The sequence below is a fragment of the Serratia sp. 2880STDY5682894 genome (assembly GCF_001537385.1).
GTDB classification, from domain to species: domain Bacteria; phylum Pseudomonadota; class Gammaproteobacteria; order Enterobacterales; family Enterobacteriaceae; genus Serratia; species Serratia nevei.
The window spans coordinates 159,118-181,183 of sequence record NZ_FCJA01000009.1; the positions used below are offsets into that span (position 1 = coordinate 159,118).

Consider the following 22,066-nt stretch of genomic DNA (forward strand, 5'->3'; position numbering starts at 1 on the left):
ATGGCGGAAAATTATTATCACGTGGTTGCCTTTAGCGGCAAAGGGCTGCGCGGCAACCCGGCCGGAGTTTGCCTGCTGACGCAGCCGCTGCCGGCGGAGCGGCTGCAGGCGATCGCCAACGAGATCGGCCTGCCGGAAACCAGCTTTGTCTGGGATGACGGCGACATGACCGCTATCCGCTGGTTTACCCCGGAACGCGAGGTCGATCTTTGCGGCCACGGCACCCTGGCGGCGGCGCATGTGATGTTCAGCGCGATCAATCCGGCGCTGCAGGATATCCGCTTCCGTTCGGCCGGCGGCGAGCTGTTCGTCAAGCGCGATGCGCAGGACGGGGAACGGCTGGTGCTCGACTTCCCCGCACGGCCGCCGCAGAAGGTGGCTGAACCGGCGGGCCTCGCGGCGCTGCTGGGCGTGCAGCCGCAGGAGGTGTGGCAGGCGAAAGCGCTGATGGTGGTGCTGGAAAACGAGGCGCAGGTACGCGCGCTGCGGCCGGACATCCCGGCGCTGATCGCGCTGGCCGGGCGTGCGGTAATCGTTACCGCGTCGGGTGACACCGTGGACTTCGTGTCGCGCTATTTCACGCTCGATGGCGGTGAAGATCCGGTTACCGGCTCCGCGCACTGCACGCTGATGCCTTACTGGACGGCGCGTCTCGGCCGCCATCAGCTGCATGCGCAGCAGATCTCGGCACGCGGCGGCGAACTGTTCTGCGAACTGCACGGGGATCGCACGCTGCTCGGCGGCTATGCTCATGTGTTCCTGCGCGGAAGTATCGCGCTGTAACCCGCGTTTATATTACTCACGGTAATAAAGAAGACTTTTTTATTCTTTTATAGCCCGTCATCGCTCAGATAAAACTGTCAGCAACTGAACAGATTTTTATCAACGGAGCGGAACATGGCGGGCAAACTCTTTTCCTTACGCAACGCGGCGCTGTTGGCGCTGTCGCTCAGCGCAACCAGCGCCTACGCGGTGGATGTGACCGTGGCGTACCAGACGTCGGCAGAACCGGCCAAGGTGGCGCAGGCGGAAAACAGCTTCGCCAAACGGTCCGGCGCGACGGTCGACTGGCGTAAGTTCGACAGCGGCTCCAGCGTGCTGCGTGCGTTGGCCTCCGGCGACGTGCAGATCGGCAATATCGGCTCCAGCCCGCTGGCGGTGGCCGCCAGCCAGAAACTCCCCATCGAAGTGTTCCTCATCGCCTCGCAGCTCGGCAGTTCCGAAGCGCTGGTGGTGAAAAATGACATCAAAAGCCCGCAGGATCTGATCGGCAAGCGCATTGCGGTGCCGTTTATCTCCACCACCCATTACAGCCTGCTGGCCTCGCTCAAGCATTGGGGCATCAAGCCTGAGCAGGTGAAGATCCTCAATCTGCAGCCGCCGGCCATCGCCGCCGCCTGGCAGCGCGGCGACATCGACGGCGCCTACGTCTGGGCGCCGGTGGTCAACGAACTGGCCAAACAGGGCAAGGTGTTGACCGACTCCGCGCAGGTGGGCGAATGGGGCTCGCCGACGCTGGACGTGTGGGTGGTGCGCAAAGATTTTGCCGAGAAACATCCCGACGTGGTGACCGCCTTTGCCGCCAGCGCCCTGCAGGCGCAAAAAGCCTACCTGGCGGCGCCGGAACAGTGGCTGAAAGATCCGAACCACCTCAGCACGCTGGCGCGCCTGAGCGGCGTGCCGGAAGCGCAGGTGCCGGAGCTGGTGAAGGGAAACCGTTATCTGCCGGTGGCGGATCAGGTTGCCCAGCTCGGCCAGCCAGTGGACAAGGCGATCCGCGATACCGCCGAATTCCTCAAGCAGCAGGGCAAGATCCCGCAGGTCGACAGCGACTACAGCGCTTACGTGACCGACCGCTTTGTGAAACAGGTGCAGGCTGCGCCGCAGTCGTAAGGAAGCAGGATGCTAAACGTCAATCATCTTTCAGCAGAGTATCAGGGGCGGCCCGCGCTGCGTGACGTGTCGTTCCAGATCGCCGCCGGGCAACTGGTGGTGGTGCTCGGCCCGTCGGGCTGCGGCAAGACCACGCTGCTGAATTTGATCGCCGGGTTTATCGAGCCTTCAGCTGGCAGCATCACGCTGGATGGAACGCCCGTTCACGGCCCGGGCGCCGAACGGGGCGTGGTGTTCCAGCATGAGGGCTTACTGCCGTGGCGCAACGTGGTGGACAACGTCGAGTTCGGCCTGCAACTGGCCGGCGTCGGCAAGGCGCAGCGCCGCCAGGTGGCGGAGCAGATGCTGCAGCGCGTGGGGCTGGCGGGCTATGAACAGCACTTCATCTGGCAGCTTTCCGGCGGCATGCGCCAACGCGTCGGCATCGCCCGCGCTCTGGCCGCCGATCCGCGGCTGTTGTTGTTGGACGAGCCGTTCGGCGCCCTGGACGCGTTTACCCGCGAGCAGATGCAGGAGCTGTTGCTGACCATTTGGCGTGATACCGGCAAGCAGGTGCTGCTGATCACCCACGATATCGAAGAGGCGGTGTTCCTCGCCAGCGAACTGCTGCTGCTGTCGCCGGGGCCAGGGCAAGTGGTGGAGCGGCTGTCGCTGAACTTCGGCCAACGCTATGCCGACGGCGAAGCCTGCCGCGCCATCAAGTCAGATCCTGAATTTATCGCGCAGCGCGAATACGTGCTGGGCAAAGTTTTCCAACAGCGCGAGGCCTTGCTATGAGCCTGCATTCCACTCTGAAGGCCGCGGCGCAGCCGCAGGGCAAAGCGACGCGCCGTTTCAGCGTGCCGCGCAACGTTTGGCTGAGCGGCGCCACGCTGTTGACGGTGTTGATCGTCTGGTGGGGCGTGACGGCGCTGCAGCTGATCAGCCCGCTGTTTTTGCCGGCGCCGCAGCAGGTGCTGCACCAGTTGATCACCATCGCCAGCCCGCAAGGCTTTATGGACGCCACGCTGTGGCAACATCTGGCGGCCAGCCTGGGGCGCATTCTGGTAGCGCTGTTGGCGGCGGTGATCGTCGGCATTCCGGTGGGCATTGCCATGGGGCTGAACGACACGGTACGCGGCATCCTCGATCCGCTGATTGAAATCTATCGCCCGGTGCCGCCGCTGGCCTATCTGCCGCTGATGGTGATTTGGTTCGGCATCGGCGAAACCTCAAAGATCTTACTGATTTATCTGGCGATCTTCGCGCCGGTGACGCTGTCTGCCGTGGCCGGCGTGCGCAGCGTGGCGCAGGTGAGGGTGCGTGCCGCCCGCGCGTTGGGCGCCACGCGTTGGCAGGTGCTGCGTTTCGTGGTGCTGCCGAGTGCGCTGCCGGAGATCCTGACCGGCATTCGCATCGGGCTGGGCGTCGGCTGGTCGACGCTGGTGGCCGCCGAACTGATCGCCGCCACGCGCGGCCTGGGATTTATGGTGCAATCCGCCGGTGAGTTTCTGGCGACCGACGTGGTGTTGGCCGGCATCGGCGTGATTGCGGTGATTGCATTTGGGCTGGAGCTGGGGCTGCGTGCCCTGCAGCGCCGATTGACCCCGTGGCATGGAGTACAGCAATGAACGAACGTCTGAATATCACCCCGCTGGGGCCTTACATCGGGGCGCTGGTGGAAAACGTCGAATTGGCCCGGCCGCTGGGCGACGGCCAGTTTGAACAGCTTTATCATGCCTTGCTGAAGCATCAGGTGCTGTTCTTCCGCAATCAGCCGATCACGCCGCTGCAGCAGCGCGATCTGGCCGGCCGCTTCGGCGATCTGCATATCCATCCGGTCTATCCGCACGCCACCGACGTGGAAGAGATCATCGTGCTCGATACCCACGACGACAACCCGCCGGACAACGATAACTGGCACACCGACGTGACCTTTATCGAGAACCCGCCGCTGGGGGCGATCTTGGCGGCCAAGACCTTGCCTTCCACCGGCGGCGATACGCTGTGGGCCAGCGGCATCGCGGCCTACGAGGCGCTGTCGGCGCCGTTCAGAACGCTGCTCGCAGGGCTGCGTGCGGAGCATGACTTCACCAAGTCGTTCCCGGAACACAAACATCGCGGCAGTGAAGAGGAGCATCAGCGCTGGCAGCTGGCGGTGCAGAAAAACCCGCCGCTGCTGCATCCGGTGGTGCGCACCCACCCGGTCAGCGGCCGGCAGGCGCTGTTCGTCAATGAAGGGTTTACCACGCGGATCGTCGATCTGGCGCCGAAAGAGAGCGACGCTTTGCTGAACTTCCTGTTTGCTCACATCACCAAACCGGAGTTTCAGGTGCGCTGGCGCTGGCAGGAAAATGACGTGGCGATCTGGGATAACCGTGTGACGCAGCACTACGCCAACGCGGATTATCTGCCGCAGCGGCGCATCATGCACCGCGCGACCATTCTGGGGGATAGGCCTTTTTACAAGGCCTGAGGCTTAGGCTTCGAACGCCTGCGTTAACTGTTCCAGCTGTTCCTGTGCATCCAGCCAGGTCATTTCCGTCTCTTCCAGCGCGGATTTGGCCTGGCTTTGCTTTTGCAGGCAGTCGGTCAACTCGGCCTTGCGGCTGATGTCGTACAGTGCGGAATCCGCCAGCTGTTCCTCAACCGCCGCCAGTTCGGCGCCCAGTTTTTCCATCTGCTGTTCCAGCTTGGCGATCTGCTTGCGCAGCGGCTGGGTCTGCGTACGGAACTCCGCCTCGCGGCGTTTTTGATCCTTGCGCGCCTGCGCGCTGTTGCCGCCGCTCTCTTTTTCCGGTGCGTCCTGCTGGCTTTCCTGGCGCTGCAGGTCGACAAGCCACTGCTGGTAGTCGTCGAGATCGCCCTCGAAAGGCTCGACCTGGCCGTCGTGCACCAGGTACAGATCGTCGGTGGTGGAACGCAGCAGGTGACGGTCGTGTGAGACCACCACCAACGCGCCTTCGAAATCGATCAGCGCTTCGGTCAGCGCCTGACGCATGTCGAGATCCAGGTGGTTGGTCGGTTCATCGAGCAGCAGCAGGTTAGGGCGCTGCCAGACGATCAGCGCCAGCACCAGCCGCGCCTTCTCGCCGCCGGAGAAACGTTCGGTCACTTCGCTGACCTTGTCGCCCTGGAAACCGAAACCGCCCAGATAGTCGCGCAGCTGCTGCTCCAGCACCCGTGGCGCGATGCGGCTCAGGTGCTGCAGCGGCGATTCGTCGGCGCGCAGGAATTCCAGCTGGTGCTGGGCGAAGTAACCCAGCTTGATGCCTTTCGCCAGGCCGATCTCGCCGCTCAGCGGTTCCAGAGTGCCGGCCAGCAGTTTGATCAGCGTCGATTTACCGGCGCCGTTGCGGCCGAGCAGGCCAATGCGCGAGCCGGGCACCAGGTTCAGCTTGATTGACTTCAGGATCACCTTGTCGCCATACCCGGCGCTGACTTTGTCCATGCGCAGCAGCGGGTTCGGCAGGCTTTCCGGCGGACGAAAGCTGAAGGTGAACGGGTTGTCGACGTGCGCCGGGGCGATCAGCTCCATGCGCTCCAGCATCTTGATGCGGCTCTGCGCCTGCTTGGCCTTGGTGGCCTGCGCGCGGAAACGGTCGATATAGCTTTGCAGGTGCGCCACTTTTTCTTGCTGGTGCTGATACAGCGACTGCTGCTGCGCCAGCTTGGTGGCGCGCTGGCGTTCGAACGACGAATAGTTACCGGTGTATTCATTCATCGTCTGCTGTTCGATATGCAGGATTTTGTCGACGATCGGATCGAGGAAGTCGCGGTCGTGCGAGATCAGCACCAGCGTGCCGGGATAGCTTTTCAGCCAGCGCTCCAGCCAGATCACCGCGTCGAGATCCAGGTGGTTGGTCGGTTCGTCGAGCAGCAGCAGGTCGGAACGGCACACCAGCGCCTGCGCCAGGTTGAGGCGCATGCGCCAGCCGCCGGAGAAGTCGCGCACCGGGCTTTGCAGCTGTTCGTTGGAGAAGCCGAGGCCGTGCAGCAGGCTGGCGGCGCGGGAGCGGATGGTCCAGGCGTCGATGGCGTCCAGCTTGCCGTGCAGGGTGGCGATGGCGTGGCCGTCGTTGCGATCGTTGGCCGCCTGCAATTCGGCTTCGAGTTGGCGAAACTCGCGGTCGCCGTCGATAACATACTCGATTGCCGGCACGTCCAGCGCCGGCGTCTCCTGGTTGACCCAGGCCAGCGCCCAGTTGCCGGGGAAGGTGAAGCTGCCGCCGTCCGCCGCGATCTCGCCCTTCAGCAGCGACAGCAGCGTGGATTTGCCGCAGCCGTTTTTGCCCACCAGGCCGACCTTCTGACCTGGATTAACCGTCGCCGTGGCGTTGTCCAGCAGGACGCGGATGCCGCGTCGGATTTGTAGCGAGGAGAATACAATCATAAAGCGCCGTATGTTCAGAGTATGTTAAATTATCATTAAGGTAACAGAACGCGCACCGCGCGCTGTTTTTGTCTTTGCGATGCATGGTAACGGAAAACCGCTACCCTGACGACGCTTTGGAGGGGAATGATGTCGCAGCCGCCCAAGGTCTTGCTGCTGTATGCCCATCCGGAATCCCATGACTCGGTGGCGAACCGGGTTTTGCTTCGACCGGCGCAGCAGTTGGAACATGTCACCGTGCACGATCTCTACGCGCACTACCCTGATTTTTTTATCGATATCCATCACGAACAACAGCTGCTGCGTGAGCATCAGGTCATCGTGTTTCAGCATCCCCTGTACACCTACAGCTGCCCGGCGCTGCTGAAGGAGTGGCTGGATCGCGTGCTGTCGCGCGGCTTTGCCAGCGGCGTGGGCGGCAATGCGCTAGCGGGCAAATACTGGCGTTCGGTGATCACCACCGGCGAACCGGAAGGCGCCTACCGCACCGGCGGTTATAACCACTACCCGATGGAAGATATTCTGCGGCCGTTCGAGCTGACCGCCGGGATGTGCCATATGCATTGGCTGACGCCGTTCGTGGTGTATTGGGCGCGGCGGCAAAAGCCGGAGGTGCTGCGTAGCCATGCGGATGCCTACGGCGAGTGGCTGAGCCACCCGCTGCCGCGCGGAGGGCGGTGAGCATGGAAGGATCGACCTTACTGACCGCCATTTTACTGTTCCTGTTCGCCGCGGTGGTGACGGTGCCGATCGCCCGTCGCCTGGGGATCGGCGCGGTGCTGGGCTATCTGATCGCCGGCATCGCCATCGGCCCCTGGGGATTGGGCTTCATTCGCGACGTCGACGAGATCCTGCACTTCTCCGAGCTGGGCGTGGTGTTCCTGATGTTCATCATCGGCCTGGAGCTGAACCCCAGCAAGCTGTGGGAGCTGCGGCGTTCGATCTTCGGCGCCGGCGCCGGCCAGGTGTTGATCACTGCGGCGGTGCTGGGCGCGTTGCTGTACCTGACGCACTTCGCCTGGCAGGCGGCGGTGATCGGTGGTGTCGGCCTGGCGATGTCTTCCACCGCCATGGCGCTGCAGCTGATGCGCGAGAAGGGCATGAACCGCAACGAAGGGGGGCAGCTCGGCTTCTCGGTGCTGCTGTTCCAGGATATGGCGGTGATCCCGGCGCTGGCGCTGATCCCGATTCTGGCCGGCGCCGGCGGCACCAGCGACGACTGGGCGAAGATCGCGCTTAAGGTGGCGGCGTTCGGCGGCATGCTGATCGGCGGCCGTTTCCTGCTGCGGCCGCTGTTCCGCTATATCGCCGCTTCCGGCGTGCGCGAGATCTTCACCGCCGCGGCGCTGTTGCTGGTGCTCGGCTCGGCGCTGTTTATGGAAGCGCTCGGCCTGTCGATGGCGCTCGGCACCTTCATTGCCGGGGTGCTGCTGGCGGAGAGCGAATACCGCCACGAACTGGAAATTTCCATCGAGCCGTTTAAAGGGCTGCTGCTGGGGTTGTTCTTTATCTCGGTGGGCATGGTGTTGAATATCGGCGTGCTCTACACCCATCTGGCCGAGGTGTTGATCGGCGTGCTGGTGCTGGTGGCGGTCAAATCCGGCGTGCTCTACGGCGTGTCGCGCCTGTTCGGCCTGCGCAGTTCGGTGCGGTTGCAGTTCGCCGGGGTGCTCAGCCAGGGCGGTGAGTTCGCCTTCGTGCTGTTTTCGGCGGCGGGCGCCCAAAAGGTGCTGCAGCCGGATCAACTCTCTTTGCTGCTGGTGGTGGTGACGCTGTCGATGATGACCACGCCGCTGCTGATGCAGGCCATTGACCGCATTTTGGCGCGCCGCTATAACGCCAAAGACGAAGACGAGGAGACGCCGTACGTGGAAGATGACGATCCGCAGGTGATCATCGTCGGCTTCGGGCGTTTCGGCCAGGTGATCGGCCGCCTGTTGATGGCCAACAAAATGCGCATTACCGTTCTGGAGCGCGACGTCAGCGCCGTTGGCGTACTGCGGCGCTACGGCTACAAGGTTTATTACGGCGATGCCACCGAGCTGGAGCTGCTGCGCGCGGCGGGCGCCGAGAAGGCCAAGTCGATCGTGATCACCTGCAACGAGCCGGAAGACACCATGGAGATCGTGCGGCTGTGCCAGCAACACTTCCCGAACCTGAGCATTCTGGCGCGGGCGCGCGGCCGCGTGGAGGCGCATGAGTTGCTGCAGGCGGGGGTGAAACAGTTCAGCCGCGAAACCTTCTCCAGCGCGCTGGAACTGGGGCGCAAGGCGCTGATGGAGTTGGGGATGCACCCGCATCAGGCCTTCCGCGCCCAGCAGCATTTCCGCCGCCTGGATATGCGCATGCTGCGTGAACTGATGCCGCCGCATCAGGGCGACGTGGCGCAAATTTCCCGCGTGAAAGAGGCGCGGCGCGAGCTGGAAGAGCTGTTCCATCGCGAAATGCAAAAAGAAAGCCGCCAGTTCGACGGCTGGGACGAATACGAATAAGCGGGAGCATAACGATGTCTGCAACACGTAAAAGATTTATCGCCGGGGCAGTGTGCCCGAGCTGTAGCGCCATGGATACGCTGGCGGTATGGCGGGAGGATCAGGTGGAGGTGGTGGAGTGCGTCAAGTGCGGCCACCATCAGCGCCAGACCGAACAACAGGTGGAAAAACACGTTCGCCCGCAAGAGCAGGTGATCGGCATTTTCCAGCCGAAGTAGCGTTTTTTTATCCCGGAGGGTACAGCGAGGCAGATTTCCGTTACAATCTGTCCGGAAAAGGCGCGCATCCCGATAACGGTGTGCGTCCTAGTAGCCAACGGTAGGAGATATCATGAAAGTAGCAAAAGACTTGGTGGTCAGCCTGGCTTACCAAGTACGTACAGAAGACGGTGTTTTGGTTGATGAGTCTCCGGTGAGCGCACCGCTGGACTATCTGCACGGGCATGGTTCTCTGATCGCAGGTCTGGAAAAAGCACTCGAAGGCCACGACGTTGGCGATCGTTTTGACGTTCACGTCGGCGCGAACGACGCGTACGGCAACTACGACGAAAACCTGGTGCAACGCGTACCGAAAGACGTCTTCATGGGCGTTGACGAACTGCAGGTCGGCATGCGTTTCCTGGCTGACACCGATCAGGGCCCGGTACCGGTTGAAATCACCGAAGTTGACGGCGACCACGTGGTGGTTGACGGCAACCACATGCTGGCCGGCCAAAACCTGAACTTCAACGTGGAAGTTGTCGCGATCCGCGAAGCGACCGAAGAAGAACTGGCGCACGGCCACGTACACGGCGAGCACGACCATCACCACGAGCACGGTGAAGGCTGCTGCGGCGGTCACGGCCACAGCCACGATCACGACCATGGTCACGACCACGGTAAAGGTGGTTGCGGTAACGGCGGCTGCGGCTGCCACTAAGCAGAGCGCAGTGACGAGACAAGAGGGCGGCCATCGGCTGCCCTTTTTTATGCGCGGCGCACCGGGCGCCGAACGGCACAACAGGACATGCCATGGCCACCATGAAAGACGTTGCGCGCCGCGCCGGCGTTTCCACGGCCACCGTCAGCCGGGTGATCAATAATACCGCCTACGTTGAACCGGTGACCCGCGAACGCGTCGAGAAAGCGATGCGCGAGTTTAACTACCATCGCAACGCCGCCGCGCTGGCGCTGGCGAAAAGAAGCGGCAATATGCTGGGATTGCTGACCGGCAACCTCGACGATCCGTTTTTTTCACGCCTGGCGCGGGGCGTGGAAGACATCACGCGGCAGGCCGGCGTGCGGTTGATGTTGTGCAGCGGCGGGCATCAGGCCGAGCTGGAAAAAAGCGGCCTCGATTTTCTCATCAACCAGGGATGCGAAGCCATCGTGGCGCACGTCACGCGTATGGGGGAGGAGGAGCTGCTGCGCTACGCCGCCCACACGCCTGCGCTGGTGCTGATCAATCGTTATCTGCCCGCCATCGCCAACCGTTGCATCTGGCTCGACAACGCCAATGCGGCGCAGGCGGCGACCGAGTTGCTCATACGCCAGGGGCATCGGAGAATTGCCTGCGTGACGGCGGATCTGCCGATCGACGACCGCGCGCAGCGGTTAGCGGGTTACCGCAAGGCCATGGCCGCCGCCGGCATTGAGGTACCCGGCAGCTGGATCATCAGCGTGCCCTTCAACGAGCGAGGGGGCGAACTGGCGGCCGAGCGCGTGCTGGCCAGCGACCCATGCTTCACCGCCGCAGTGACCTTCAACGACGTAATGGCCGCCGGCATGATGCGCACCTGCCACCAACGGCACATTCAGCTGCCTGAGGCGCTGTCGATCGTCGGTTTTGACGACATTGCCCTGGCGAAGTATCTCCACCCTGCGTTGACCACCGTGCATTATCCCATCGAGAAAATGGCTCGGCGTGCCGCGCGCCTGGCGCTACAGATCCACAGCGGCAGCGACGTCGCGCCACGGAACAACCGCTTTTCGGCCGAACTTATCCTGCGAGACTCTGTAGCCGACGGCGAACCGCATGAGCAAAGCAAGCGCGGCGAATGAGAGACGGCTCACACAACGCCATCTCATGAAACCGATTACATGGCCGGTTGCCTGCGCTCACATCCTCCGATTACCAAAGCCATTACGCTGTTGCAGTACCCCATCTTCAACAGGAGCCGTATATGGATAATAAGAAAACGCTCAACCTTGGGCTGGCGACGCTGCCGATTGTGGCCATGCTATTGCTGCTCATCATCGGCTATGGCCAGTTCGGCCTGCGCATTGAACCGCTGCTGCTGGTTTCCGCCGCCATCGCCGCCGCGTTAGCCTGGTGGCAAGGCTACCGCTGGGATGACATCATCGAGGCCATCGTGGCCAAGCTGGCGAAGGCGATGCCGGTTATCCTGATCCTGATCTGCGTGGGCGGCCTGATCGGCACCTGGATGATCAGCGGCACCATCCCTTACATGGTGTATTGGGGGCTGAAGCTGATCAGCCCGCAATACATTCTGATCGCCGCGTTCTTCATCACCAGCGTGATCTCGGTGTGCACCGGCACCTCGTGGGGGGCGGCCGGCACCGTGGGCGTGGCGCTGATGGGCGTGGCCGCCGGTCTGGACGTGCCGCTGGCCGCCGCGGCCGGGGCGGTGGTGTCCGGCGCTTACTTCGGCGACAAAATTTCGCCGTTGTCCGATTCGACGAACTTCGCGGCTATCGTTGCGGATACCGATCTCTACAGCCATATCCAGCATCTGATGTACACGACGCTGCCGAGTTTTATCCTGGCCGCCGTGGTGTACCTGATCGCCGGCCACACCGGTGCGGTGGGCAGCGTGGCAACGCCCGAGAAAGTGACCGAAATTGTCGGTGCGCTCGAGGGGCTGTACCACTTCAATCTGCTACTGATCCTGCCGCCGGTGCTGGTGCTGTGGGGCGCGGTGACCAAACGGCCGGTGATCCCCGTCATGCTGGCCGCCTGCGCGCTGGCGATCGCCATCGGCGTCGTGCTGCAGGGCTTTAGCCTGCAGCAGGGGCTGAATGCGTTGATGGACGGCTTCAATCTGTCGATGTTCGCCACTCAGGGCCATAACGTCGAAGGGATCGTCGCCGATGTGCCGCGCCTGCTGAACCGCGGCGGCATGTTCTCGATGATGAGTACGATCCTGCTGGTGTTCTGCGCCTTTTCCTTCGCCGGCGCCCTGACGCTGACCGGCGCGCTGACGGTGATCATCAGCCGGCTGCTGAAAGTGGTGCACACCACCGGCCAGCTGATCGCCGCCACCGTTGCCACCACTATCCTGGTGACCGGCGCGACCAGCGACGGCAAGCTGGCGCTGCTGATCCCGGCGGAGCTGTTCAAAGGGGCCTATCGACGCATGGGGCTGGACAACAAAAATCTGTCGCGCACCGTCGAAGATGCGGGCACCGTCATCGAACCGCTGATCCCGTGGACGGCCGCCGGCATTTACATGGCCACCACGCTGGGGGTCAGCACCCTCGATCTGCTGCCGTGGGCGATCCAATGTTATGCCGCGGTGGTGTTCGCCCTGATTTATGGGTTTACCGGCTTCGGTATCGCCAAACTCCAACCTCAGAACGACTTGCAGCGTAAGGAAGCCTGACATGACGAGTCATTTCAACGCCATCATCGATCGCCACAACACCGGCTCCGTGAAGTGGGACTTCATCGACCGCTATCTGCAACTGGACGGCAGTGAACTGTTGCCGATGTGGGTGTCCGATTTCGACTTTCCGTGCCCGCCGGAGGTGCAGCAGGCGCTGCATCAGCGGGTGGACCACGGCGTCTTTGGCTACAGCGAACGCGACGACGCTTACTATGAGGCGGCGATCGACTGGTTTGCCAAGCGGCACGGCTTGCCGCTGCGGCGCGAATGGTTCACGTCGATTGAAGGGGTAGTGCCGGGGTTGGCGATGCTGATCCAACTGCTCAGCAGGCCGGGGGATGGCGTGGTGGTGCAGGGGCCGTACTATGGCTCGTTCGCCAAGATAGTCACCATGAACGGCAGAGAGGTGATTGAAAACCCGCTGCTGGAAACCCCGCAGGGATACCGGATCGATTTCGACCAGCTGGCCGCCTGCCTGGCGCAGCGTAAACCGCCGCTGTTGTTGCTGTGCAATCCGCACAACCCGACCGGCCGTTGCTGGCGCCGTGATGAACTGGAGCGGCTCATGGCGCTCTGCCACGCCCACGACGTCACGGTGATCTCCGATGAAATTTGGGCCGATCTGCTGCTGCCCGGCGAGACGTTTACGTCGGTGTTGCATCTGGGCGAGGAATATCGCGAGCGGGTCATTGCGGCGACGTCCGCCAGCAAAACGTTCGGCCTTTCCTCGCTGCGCATTTCGAATTTCCTGATCCCCAATGCCCGGCTTCGGCAGGCGTTTGTCGATCGGCTGAACGCCCACGGGCTGGATGTGTTCAACGCGCTGTCGATGACGGCGGCGACCGCGGCCTATCAACGGGGCGCGGCCTGGCTTGATGAGCTGCTCGACTACCTGGCGGAGAACCGGCGTTGGTTTAAGCAGGCGCTGGCGGACGCCGCGCCCTGGTGCACGATGACCCAGGCTGAAGGGACCTATCTCGCCTGGCTGGATTGCCGCTCGCTGAGTTTGAACGATGCTGACTTGCAGCAGGCGCTGGTGGCGGTGGCGAAGCTGGCGCCGTCGATGGGCAGCGGTTTCGGCCCGCAGGGGAGCGGTTTTATCCGCATCAACCTGGGATGCCCGCGCCGGTATCTCGAGCGTGCCGTCGCAGGGCTGGCACGCCTGAAATAACCGCATGGCGGGCCCTCAATAGTGCGGCGGAGGCGTTTCTTCCGATTGCGAGGCGATCATTGAGGTTTGGGTCGAGCGCAGCTTGTCGGTCAACATGCGCAGATGTTCGCGCATCTTCAGCATTTCCATTTGATGCTGGATGACGGTCTGGTTGAGCTCTTCGATGGTGAGCTCTTGGAAGGCCTGACGGCTCTCCAGTTCTTCAAGCCGCTGTAGCAGGCGTTGAGTGTCGGCGTTGTGCATGAGGCTACCTCTGACGCGATAAAATCCTGATTCGGCGCTATGGTAACAGCTGGCGCCGGGTTTGCTCGCGCTATTTCTCCAGACGGCGCGCAACGTTGCGATCGGCAGTGTAAAGTGCTGAAAAGTTGCGCGCCTGATACGCCGTTTTTTGCTAACCTCGCCGAATATTCTGCAAGAAAAATCTGATTTATCATGCGAGTAGCACGCGGTGGGAAACTTCTTGGCAAAGCGGGAGTCACACTTTGACTCGATTGGTTACCTGTGCGACTGTTTTGTTTTGTTTCAGGCAGCTATAGTAGCCCGGTTATCTTACCTAATGATTGTTTGGGGCATTGCTTCAGACACTGGAGAAATGGATGAAATCTTTGTTTAAAGTCACGCTTCTGGCAACCACCATGGCTTTTGCTCTGAATGCGACCCAGGTCATGGCAGCCGATGCCGCCAAACCGGCAGAAGCCGCTAAACCAGCGGACGCGGCAGCAGCACCGAGCACCGGCAAGTTCAAAAACGACGACGAGCAAGCGGCTTACGCACTGGGCGCCTCTCTCGGCCGTTACATGGACAACTCTCTGAAAGAGCAAGAGAAGCTGGGCATCAAGCTGGACAAAGATCAGCTGATCGCCGGCGTTCAGGACGCGTTCGCCAACAAGAGCAAGCTGAACGATGCCGACATCGAGAAGACTCTGCAGGGCTTCGAAGCGCGCGTGAAGGCTTCCGCTCAGGCGAAGATGGAACAGGACGCCAAGGACAACGAAACCAAAGGCGCCAAGTACCGCGACAGCTTCGCTAAAGAAAAAGGCGTGAAGAAAACCGAATCCGGCCTGCTGTACCAGGTAGAGAAACCGGGCGCGGGTGAAGCACCGAAAGACAGCGACACCGTGGTAGTGAACTACAAAGGCACCCTGACCGACGGTACCGAGTTCGATAACTCCTACACCCGCGGCGAGCCGCTGTCGTTCCGTCTGGACGGCGTGATCCCAGGCTGGACCGAAGGCCTGAAGCACATTAAGAAAGGCGGCAAAATCAAGCTGGTGATCCCACCGGCGCTGGCCTACGGTAAAACCGGCGTTCCGGGCATCCCGGCTAACTCCACGCTGGTCTTCGACGTTGAGCTGCTGGACGTGAAAGCGGCGCCGAAAGCCGACGCTAAAGCCGAAAAACCGGCTGACGCGAAAGCCGCTACCAAAGCGAAATAACATCGTCGCTCTGTTTGCCACCGCCGTGGATGCCCTCCGCGGCGGTTTTCATTTCGGCAGCCGCCGCCTCTCTCTCCATTGAACGCTTGACGCCTGCCGGGCATCGGGCTTAACGTCAATACCACGCGCAAACGCAAGGACTTTGCTCCGGCCGCTTTGCTAGACTAATAATTCTGATTTATCAGTCATGCGTCTGCCCCTTAGGGCGTGTACCTAAAATTGTTCCCGGCCGCCTCGCCCGCGGATGTCATCGTGCCGTTTGATGCCGCTCTCAGCCGGCCGCGCTGCGGCGTGCCGACGACGGCAACGATCCGGTCCGAGCGGTTTTAGCTGCGCCCCCTGGCACAGGCGATCTATGAGGGTGGTATCTTCGATGTCGAATTCGCTTTTATCCAGCGAAGCCAGCGAACTTGATTTGCTGAATGAACGTCCGTTTACTCAAACGGATCATGAAATCCTGAAATCCTATGAAGCGGTGGTCGACGGGCTGGCGATGTTGATCGGCGGCCACTGCGAGATCGTACTGCACGCGCTGGAAGACCTGAACAGCTCTGCGGTACGCATCGCCAACGGTGAACATACCGGGCGTAAAATCGGCTCGCCGATCACCGATCTGGCCCTGCGCATGCTGCATGACATGGCCGGCGACGACAGCAGCGTGTCGAAAGCCTACTTCACCCGCGCCAAGAGTGGCGTGTTGATGAAGTCGGTGACCATCGCCATTCGCAATCGCGAGCAGCGGGTGATCGGCTTGCTGTGCATCAACATGAACCTCGACGTGCCGTTCTCGCAGATCATGCAGACCTTTATGCCGCCGGCCACGCAGGACGTGCCGTCGTCGGTGAATTTCGCTTCTTCCGTCGACGATCTGGTGGCGCAGACGCTGGAGTTCACCATCGAAGAGGTGAACGCCGACCGCTCGGTGTCCAATAACGCCAAGAATCGTCAGGTGGTGCTCAATCTCTATGAGAAAGGCATCTTCGACATCAAGGATGCGATCAACCAGGTGGCGGATCGCCTGAATATCTCCAAACACACCGTGTATCTGTATATCCGCCAGTTCAAGAGCGGCGATCTGTTGGGAAGCGACCGTTGATGCTCGATTATTGCCTGTTGGTCACCGGCCCGGCTTACGGCACGCAGCAGGCCAGCAGCGCCTATCAGTTCGCTCAGGCTTTGCTGGCGAAAGGGCACCGGCTTTCCAGCGTTTTTTTCTACCGTGAAGGGGTGTTGAACGCCAACCAGCTGACCGCGCCGGCCAGTGACGAGTTCGACCTGGTGCGCGGCTGGACGCAGCTGGCGCAGCAACACGGCGTGGCGCTCAACGTCTGTGTTGCTGCTGCGCTGCGCCGTGGCGTCACCGACGAGCAGGAGGCGGCGCAACAGGGGCTGGCAAGCGCCAACCTGCAGCCCGGTTTTACCCTGAGCGGGCTGGGTTCCCTGGCCGAAGCGTCGCTGAGTTGCGACCGTCTGGTGCAGTTCTGAGGATATGATGAAACGAGTCGCTTTTGTTTTCACCCACGGGCCGCACGGCGCCGCCGGTGGCAGGGAAGGGCTGGATGCGCTGCTCGCCACGTCGGCGCTCAGCGAAGACTTGGGGGTGTTTTTTGTCGGCGATGGCGTATTGCAGCTGTTGCCGGGCCAGCAACCGGAAAAGATTTTGGCGCGCAATTACATTGCCACCTTCGGCGTGCTGCCGCTGTATGACGTGGAGCGCTGCTATCTGTGCCAGGTTTCGCTGCAGGAGCGTGGGCTGAGCCAGGTGACCGATTGGGTGCTGGATGCCGAGGTGCTGGCGCCGGACGAACTGCGCCGCGAACTGGCCGGCTACGACGCCGTGATGACGTTTTAGGATCCTTTGATGCTGTATACCCTGAGCCATTCGCCAAACCAATGTGACTTACCTGCGCTGCTGCGCCTGACGGCCGAGGGCGACGCGCTGCTGCTGCTGCAGGACGGCGTGCTTGCCGGCCTTGCCGGCAGCGCCCATCTTGAATTGCTGCTCGCCGCCCCCATATCCCTTTACGCGCTGCAGGACGACCTGGAAGCTCGGGGATTGGTTGGCCATTTTTCGCACAAAATCACTGTCGTCGGCTATAATCACTTCGTTGAATTAACCGAACAACACCGCAGCCAAATGGCCTGGTGATGAGAGTGATGTTGTATATTTCTTGACACCCATACTGGTCAGCCCTAAAATTCTGCGTCCTCGTACTTTGCCAATAGTGCATACGAGGGGATTTATCACATGTTTACGAAGCTAGTACGAAGCAAAAACCAGGAGCTTTTTTAATGGCAACAATTAACCAGCTGGTTCGCAAACCACGCTCTGTGAAGGCTGCTAAAAGCAACGTTCCAGCGCTGGAAGCCTGCCCGCAGAAACGTGGCGTATGCACCCGCGTATACACCACTACCCCGAAAAAACCAAACTCCGCACTGCGTAAAGTTTGCCGTGTGCGTTTGACCAACGGTTTCGAAGTAACTTCCTACATCGGTGGCGAAGGCCACAACCTGCAGGAACACTCCGTAATCCTGATCCGTGGCGGTCGTGTAAAAGACCTGCCAGGTGTGCGTTACCACACCGTCCGTGGTGCACTTGACTGCTCCGGTGTTAAAGACCGTAAGCAAGCTCGTTCCAAGTACGGCGTGAAGAAGCCAAAGGCTTAATGGTTCTCCGTTAAGTAAGGCCAAACGTTTTAACTTTAATGTCAAAATAAACTCGTAGAGTTTTGGACAATCCTGAATTAACAACGGAGTATTTCCATGCCACGTCGTCGCGTAATCGGCCAACGTAAAATCCTGCCAGATCCTAAGTTCGGATCTGAGCTGCTGGCCAAATTTGTAAATATCCTGATGGTAGACGGTAAAAAATCTACTGCAGAAGCAATCGTCTATACCGCGCTGGAGACCCTGGCTCAGCGTTCTGGTAAAGATCACCTGGAAGCTTTCGAAGTCGCTCTCGACAACGTTCGCCCGACTGTAGAAGTTAAGTCGCGTCGCGTTGGCGGTTCTACTTATCAGGTACCAGTTGAAGTCCGCCCGGTTCGTCGTAATGCTCTGGCAATGCGTTGGATCGTTGATGCTGCACGTAAACGCGGTGATAAATCCATGGCTCTGCGCCTGGCGAACGAGCTGTCTGACGCAGCAGAGAACAAAGGTTCTGCTGTTAAGAAGCGTGAAGACGTTCACCGTATGGCCGAAGCCAACAAGGCGTTCGCCCACTACCGCTGGTAATCACCCGGCTGTAGTCATGCTAACCAAGCGGGCGCGTCAAATCGGCCCGCTTGGGTTAACTGAACTTGAACGCCCTAGGAATAGAGGAATCAAATGGCTCGTACAACACCCATTGCACGCTACCGCAACATCGGTATCAGTGCTCACATCGACGCCGGTAAAACCACCACTACCGAACGTATTCTGTTCTACACCGGTGTAAACCACAAAATCGGTGAAGTTCATGACGGCGCTGCCACCATGGACTGGATGGAACAGGAGCAGGAGCGTGGTATTACCATCACTTCTGCAGCGACTACTGCTTTCTGGTCTGGTATGGCCAAGCAGTTCGAACCGCATCGCGTAAACATCATCGACACCCCAGGGCACGTTGACTTCACCATCGAAGTAGAACGTTCCATGCGTGTGCTGGATGGCGCGGTAATGGTTTACTGTGCTGTTGGTGGTGTTCAGCCACAGTCTGAAACCGTATGGCGTCAGGCTAACAAATACAAAGTGCCACGTATCGCGTTCGTTAACAAAATGGACCGTATGGGTGCTAACTTCCTGAAAGTTGTTGGCCAGATCAAATCTCGTCTGGGCGCTAACCCTGTTCCTCTGCAGCTGGCTATCGGCGCAGAAGACAAATTCACCGGCGTTATCGACCTGGTGAAGATGAAGGCGATCAACTGGAACGAAGAAGACGCAGGCGTAACCTTCGAATACGAAGACGTGCCGGCTGACATGATGGATCTGGCTGAAGAATGGCGCCAGAACCTGATCGAGTCCGCTGCGGAAGCTTCCGAAGAGCTGATGGAAAAATACCTGGGCGGCGAAGAGCTGACCGAGGAAGAAATCAAATCCGCTCTGCGTCAGCGCGTGCTGAACAACGAAATCATCCTGGTTACCTGTGGTTCTGCGTTCAAGAACAAAGGCGTACAGGCGATGCTGGATGCGGTAATCGAATACCTGCCAGCACCAACTGACGTTCCTGCGATCAACGGTATCCTGGACGACGGTAAAGACACTCCGGCTGAGCGTCACGCAAGTGATGACGAGCCGTTCTCTGCGCTGGCGTTCAAAATCGCAACCGACCCGTTCGTGGGTAACCTGACCTTCTTCCGCGTGTACTCCGGCGTTGTTAACTCCGGCGACACCGTGCTGAACTCCGTTAAGGCTGCGCGTGAGCGTTTCGGCCGTATCGTTCAGATGCACGCCAACAAGCGTGAAGAGATCAAAGAAGTTCGCGCAGGCGACATCGCCGCTGCGATCGGTCTGAAAGACGTGACCACCGGGGACACCCTGTGTGACCCAGACTCTCCAATCATCCTGGAGCGTATGGAATTCCCTGAGCCGGTAATCTCTATCGCCGTTGAACCGAAAACCAAAGCTGACCAGGAAAAAATGGGTCTGGCTCTGGGCCGTCTGGCTAAAGAAGACCCGTCATTCCGCGTATGGACTGACGAAGAGTCTAACCAGACCATCATCGCCGGTATGGGTGAACTGCACCTCGACATCATCGTTGACCGCATGAAGCGTGAATTCAACGTTGAAGCTAACGTGGGCAAACCTCAGGTAGCTTACCGCGAAGCGATTCGCGCGAAGATTACCGATGTTGAAGGTAAGCACGCCAAGCAGTCTGGTGGTCGCGGTCAGTACGGTCACGTTGTGATCGACATGTACCCACTGGAGCCGGGCTCTAACCCGAAAGGTTACGAGTTCATCAACGACATCAAAGGTGGTGTAATTCCTGGCGAATACATCCCTGCCGTTGATAAAGGCATCCAGGAGCAGCTGAAGTCTGGTCCGTTGGCTGGTTACCCGGTAGTAGACATGGGTATTCGTCTGCACTTCGGTTCTTACCACGACGTTGACTCCTCTGAACTGGCGTTTAAACTGGCCGCGTCTATCGCCTTTAAAGAAGGCTTTAAGAAAGCGAAACCAGTTCTGCTTGAGCCTATCATGAAGGTTGAAGTTGAGACTCCAGAAGAGAACACCGGTGACGTTATCGGTGACTTGAGCCGTCGTCGCGGCATGCTGCGCGGTCAGGAATCTGAAGTGACTGGCGTTAAGATCCACGCTGAAGTACCGTTGTCCGAAATGTTCGGCTACGCAACTCAGCTGCGTTCTCTGACTAAAGGTCGCGCATCATACACCATGGAATTCCTGAAGTATGATGATGCACCGAACAACGTCGCTCAGGCCGTAATCGAAGCCCGTGGCAAATAAGCCGCAGGGTTAAAACCAAAGTCCCGTGCTCTCTCCAGAAGGGGAGAGCGCTATAGTAAGGAATATAGCCGTGTCTAAAGAAAAATTTGAACGTACAAAACCGCACGTTAACGTTGGTACTATCGGCCACGTTGACCACGGTAAAACTACCCTGACTGCAGCGATCACCACCGTACTGGCTAAAACCTACGGCGGTTCTGCACGTGCTTTCGACCAGATCGATAACGCGCCAGAAGAAAAAGCTCGTGGTATCACCATCAACACCTCTCACGTTGAGTATGACACCCCGACTCGTCACTACGCGCACGTTGACTGCCCAGGGCACGCCGACTACGTGAAAAACATGATCACCGGTGCTGCTCAGATGGACGGCGCGATCCTGGTAGTAGCTGCGACTGACGGCCCAATGCCTCAGACTCGTGAGCACATCCTGCTGGGTCGTCAGGTTGGCGTTCCTTTCATCATCGTATTCATGAACAAATGCGACATGGTAGATGATGAAGAGCTGCTGGAACTGGTAGAAATGGAAGTTCGCGAACTGCTGTCCGCTTACGACTTCCCAGGCGACGACCTGCCGGTAATCCGCGGTTCCGCGCTGAAAGCGCTGGAAGGCGAAGCTGAGTGGGAAGCGAAAATCATCGAACTGGCCGAAGCCCTGGACAGCTACATCCCAGAGCCAGAGCGTGCTATCGACAAGCCGTTCCTGCTGCCAATCGAAGACGTATTCTCCATCTCCGGTCGTGGTACCGTTGTTACCGGTCGTGTTGAGCGCGGTATCATCAAAGTTGGCGAAGAAGTTGAAATCGTTGGTATCAAAGACACCGTTAAGTCTACCTGTACTGGCGTTGAAATGTTCCGCAAACTGCTGGACGAAGGCCGTGCTGGTGAGAACGTAGGTGTTCTGCTGCGTGGTATCAAACGTGAAGAAATCGAACGTGGTCAGGTACTGGCTAAGCCAGGCTCCATCAAGCCGCACACCCAGTTCGAATCTGAAGTGTACATCCTGAGCAAAGATGAAGGTGGTCGTCACACGCCATTCTTCAAAGGCTACCGTCCACAGTTCTACTTCCGTACTACTGACGTGACCGGTACCATCGAACTGCCAGAAGGCGTAGAGATGGTAATGCCAGGCGACAACGTGAACATGGTTGTAACCCTGATTCACCCAATCGCGATGGACGACGGTCTGCGTTTCGCAATCCGTGAAGGCGGCCGTACTGTAGGCGCTGGTGTTGTTGCTAAAGTTATCGCTTAATCGCGAATAATTTTTCGACACAAAAAGGGCACTTCGGTGCCCTTTTTTTATGCAATTTGTTCAAATCTTAATTGAAATAAAAACCATTCCTATTTAGACTCAATGCATTGGTTAAGAAGTGAGTCTCTCTATGTATGTATGTCTGTGTAATGCGGTGACTGACAAAGCGATCCGTAATGCGGTGCGTCAGCACAATCCCCATACCATGAAGCAGCTGCGTGAACTTGTGCCGATTGGTACCGATTGTGGAAAGTGCATTCGTCAGGCAAGACAGATTATGGTGGAGGAACGCGGAACTATCATCCCAATGCATGAAGTTGCCTAACAAAGGGTAAGGTTATTTTTGACTCTTGGCTTACAGGTTCTACACTTTTAGAACTGGCCAGGAGGAGTTACCT

General features: G+C 59.6%; 24 protein-coding genes. 22 read left to right on the forward strand and 2 right to left on the reverse strand.

Features of this window, described 5'->3' with window-relative positions:
- From AWX27_RS19650 to tauD, 5 genes are all read left to right on the forward strand, one after another.
- Positions 1–783, forward strand: coding sequence for a PhzF family phenazine biosynthesis protein (locus AWX27_RS19650; protein ID WP_060424562.1), 783 nt, complete (start codon positions 1–3; stop codon positions 781–783).
- A 114-nt stretch (positions 784–897) separates the two neighbouring features.
- Positions 898–1,893 (forward strand): taurine ABC transporter substrate-binding protein, encoded by a 996-nt coding sequence (gene tauA, locus AWX27_RS19655; RefSeq protein ID WP_060424564.1) that lies wholly within the window; start codon positions 898–900, stop codon positions 1,891–1,893.
- Positions 1,894–1,902: 9 nt separating this feature from the next.
- Positions 1,903–2,670, forward strand: coding sequence for a taurine ABC transporter ATP-binding subunit (tauB, locus tag AWX27_RS19660; RefSeq protein ID WP_060424566.1), 768 nt, complete (start codon positions 1,903–1,905; stop codon positions 2,668–2,670).
- Positions 2,667–3,503: a taurine ABC transporter permease TauC gene (gene tauC / locus AWX27_RS19665; protein ID WP_033645254.1), complete on the forward strand. Its 837-nt coding sequence runs from the start codon at positions 2,667–2,669 to the stop codon at positions 3,501–3,503. The genes tauB and tauC overlap by 4 nt, the downstream gene beginning before the upstream one ends.
- Positions 3,500–4,348 carry a taurine dioxygenase gene (gene tauD / locus AWX27_RS19670; RefSeq protein WP_033636267.1) on the forward strand — a complete coding sequence of 283 codons (849 nt, stop codon included), beginning with the start codon at positions 3,500–3,502 and terminating at the stop codon, positions 4,346–4,348. The genes tauC and tauD overlap by 4 nt, the downstream gene beginning before the upstream one ends.
- Positions 4,349–4,351: 3 nt before the next feature.
- Here the strand turns inward: tauD and AWX27_RS19675 are convergent, their stop codons facing one another.
- On the reverse strand, positions 4,352–6,265 hold the full coding sequence (locus AWX27_RS19675) for an ABC transporter ATP-binding protein (RefSeq protein ID WP_060424569.1): 1,914 nt from the start codon (positions 6,263–6,265) through the stop codon (positions 4,352–4,354).
- Positions 6,266–6,394: 129 nt separating this feature from the next.
- Here AWX27_RS19675 and kefG point away from each other — a divergent pair, with 129 nt between their 5' ends.
- The 7 genes from kefG to AWX27_RS19710 all read left to right on the forward strand — a co-directional run bounded on the left by kefG (position 6,395) and on the right by AWX27_RS19710 (position 13,532).
- Positions 6,395–6,946, forward strand: a complete 552-nt coding sequence (gene kefG, locus AWX27_RS19680) for a glutathione-regulated potassium-efflux system ancillary protein KefG (protein ID WP_033645385.1) — start codon at positions 6,395–6,397, stop codon at positions 6,944–6,946.
- 2 nt (positions 6,947–6,948) lie between these two features.
- The gene (kefB, locus tag AWX27_RS19685; RefSeq protein ID WP_060424571.1) at positions 6,949–8,757 is read left to right on the forward strand and encodes a glutathione-regulated potassium-efflux system protein KefB; all 1,809 of its coding nucleotides are present in this window, start codon (positions 6,949–6,951) and stop codon (positions 8,755–8,757) included.
- A 14-nt stretch (positions 8,758–8,771) separates the two neighbouring features.
- Entirely contained in the window at positions 8,772–8,975 is a 204-nt protein-coding gene (locus AWX27_RS19690; RefSeq protein ID WP_015379274.1) for a YheV family putative zinc ribbon protein, read from the forward strand.
- 112 nt (positions 8,976–9,087) lie between these two features.
- Positions 9,088–9,675, forward strand: coding sequence for a peptidylprolyl isomerase (gene slyD, locus AWX27_RS19695; protein ID WP_038878063.1), 588 nt, complete (start codon positions 9,088–9,090; stop codon positions 9,673–9,675).
- A gap of 92 nt (positions 9,676–9,767) precedes the next feature.
- On the forward strand, positions 9,768–10,796 hold the full coding sequence (locus AWX27_RS19700; RefSeq protein ID WP_060424573.1) for a LacI family DNA-binding transcriptional regulator: 1,029 nt from the start codon (positions 9,768–9,770) through the stop codon (positions 10,794–10,796).
- A gap of 122 nt (positions 10,797–10,918) precedes the next feature.
- Positions 10,919–12,358 carry a Na+/H+ antiporter NhaC gene (nhaC, locus tag AWX27_RS19705; RefSeq protein WP_060424576.1) on the forward strand — a complete coding sequence of 480 codons (1,440 nt, stop codon included), beginning with the start codon at positions 10,919–10,921 and terminating at the stop codon, positions 12,356–12,358.
- A 1-nt stretch (position 12,359) separates the two neighbouring features.
- Positions 12,360–13,532, forward strand: coding sequence for a MalY/PatB family protein (locus AWX27_RS19710; protein WP_060424580.1), 1,173 nt, complete (start codon positions 12,360–12,362; stop codon positions 13,530–13,532).
- Positions 13,533–13,547: 15 nt separating this feature from the next.
- On the opposite strand, the gene AWX27_RS19715 is transcribed toward AWX27_RS19710, so the two are convergent.
- Entirely contained in the window at positions 13,548–13,775 is a 228-nt protein-coding gene (locus AWX27_RS19715; RefSeq protein WP_033649297.1) for a SlyX family protein, read from the reverse strand.
- Positions 13,776–14,131: 356 nt separating this feature from the next.
- Here AWX27_RS19715 and fkpA point away from each other — a divergent pair, with 356 nt between their 5' ends.
- From fkpA to bfd, 10 genes are all read left to right on the forward strand, one after another.
- The gene (gene fkpA, locus AWX27_RS19720) at positions 14,132–14,971 is read left to right on the forward strand and encodes an FKBP-type peptidyl-prolyl cis-trans isomerase (protein ID WP_038878056.1); all 840 of its coding nucleotides are present in this window, start codon (positions 14,132–14,134) and stop codon (positions 14,969–14,971) included.
- A gap of 373 nt (positions 14,972–15,344) precedes the next feature.
- A complete protein-coding gene (locus AWX27_RS19725) occupies positions 15,345–16,067 on the forward strand; it encodes a helix-turn-helix transcriptional regulator (protein WP_004930418.1) in 723 nt (240 codons plus the stop codon).
- Positions 16,067–16,456, forward strand: a complete 390-nt coding sequence (tusD, locus tag AWX27_RS19730) for a sulfurtransferase complex subunit TusD (protein WP_033636259.1) — start codon at positions 16,067–16,069, stop codon at positions 16,454–16,456. Before AWX27_RS19725 ends, tusD begins: the two co-directional genes overlap by 1 nt.
- Positions 16,457–16,463: 7 nt before the next feature.
- Complete coding sequence (tusC, locus tag AWX27_RS19735) at positions 16,464–16,823, forward strand: sulfurtransferase complex subunit TusC (RefSeq protein ID WP_060424603.1); 360 nt, start codon at positions 16,464–16,466, stop codon at positions 16,821–16,823.
- Between the two features lie 9 nt (positions 16,824–16,832).
- Positions 16,833–17,120 (forward strand): sulfurtransferase complex subunit TusB, encoded by a 288-nt coding sequence (gene tusB, locus AWX27_RS19740; RefSeq protein WP_019456119.1) that lies wholly within the window; start codon positions 16,833–16,835, stop codon positions 17,118–17,120.
- 143 nt (positions 17,121–17,263) lie between these two features.
- Positions 17,264–17,638 carry a 30S ribosomal protein S12 gene (gene rpsL, locus AWX27_RS24720; RefSeq protein WP_004930426.1) on the forward strand — a complete coding sequence of 125 codons (375 nt, stop codon included), beginning with the start codon at positions 17,264–17,266 and terminating at the stop codon, positions 17,636–17,638.
- Between the two features lie 96 nt (positions 17,639–17,734).
- Positions 17,735–18,205 carry a 30S ribosomal protein S7 gene (gene rpsG, locus AWX27_RS19750; RefSeq protein WP_004956203.1) on the forward strand — a complete coding sequence of 157 codons (471 nt, stop codon included), beginning with the start codon at positions 17,735–17,737 and terminating at the stop codon, positions 18,203–18,205.
- A 93-nt stretch (positions 18,206–18,298) separates the two neighbouring features.
- Positions 18,299–20,413 (forward strand): elongation factor G, encoded by a 2,115-nt coding sequence (gene fusA / locus AWX27_RS19755; RefSeq protein WP_028127620.1) that lies wholly within the window; start codon positions 18,299–18,301, stop codon positions 20,411–20,413.
- 70 nt (positions 20,414–20,483) lie between these two features.
- Complete coding sequence (gene tuf / locus AWX27_RS19760; RefSeq protein ID WP_015376315.1) at positions 20,484–21,668, forward strand: elongation factor Tu; 1,185 nt, start codon at positions 20,484–20,486, stop codon at positions 21,666–21,668.
- A gap of 130 nt (positions 21,669–21,798) precedes the next feature.
- Positions 21,799–21,993: a bacterioferritin-associated ferredoxin gene (gene bfd / locus AWX27_RS24725; protein ID WP_015379266.1), complete on the forward strand. Its 195-nt coding sequence runs from the start codon at positions 21,799–21,801 to the stop codon at positions 21,991–21,993.
- Positions 21,994–22,066 lie beyond the last annotated feature (73 nt).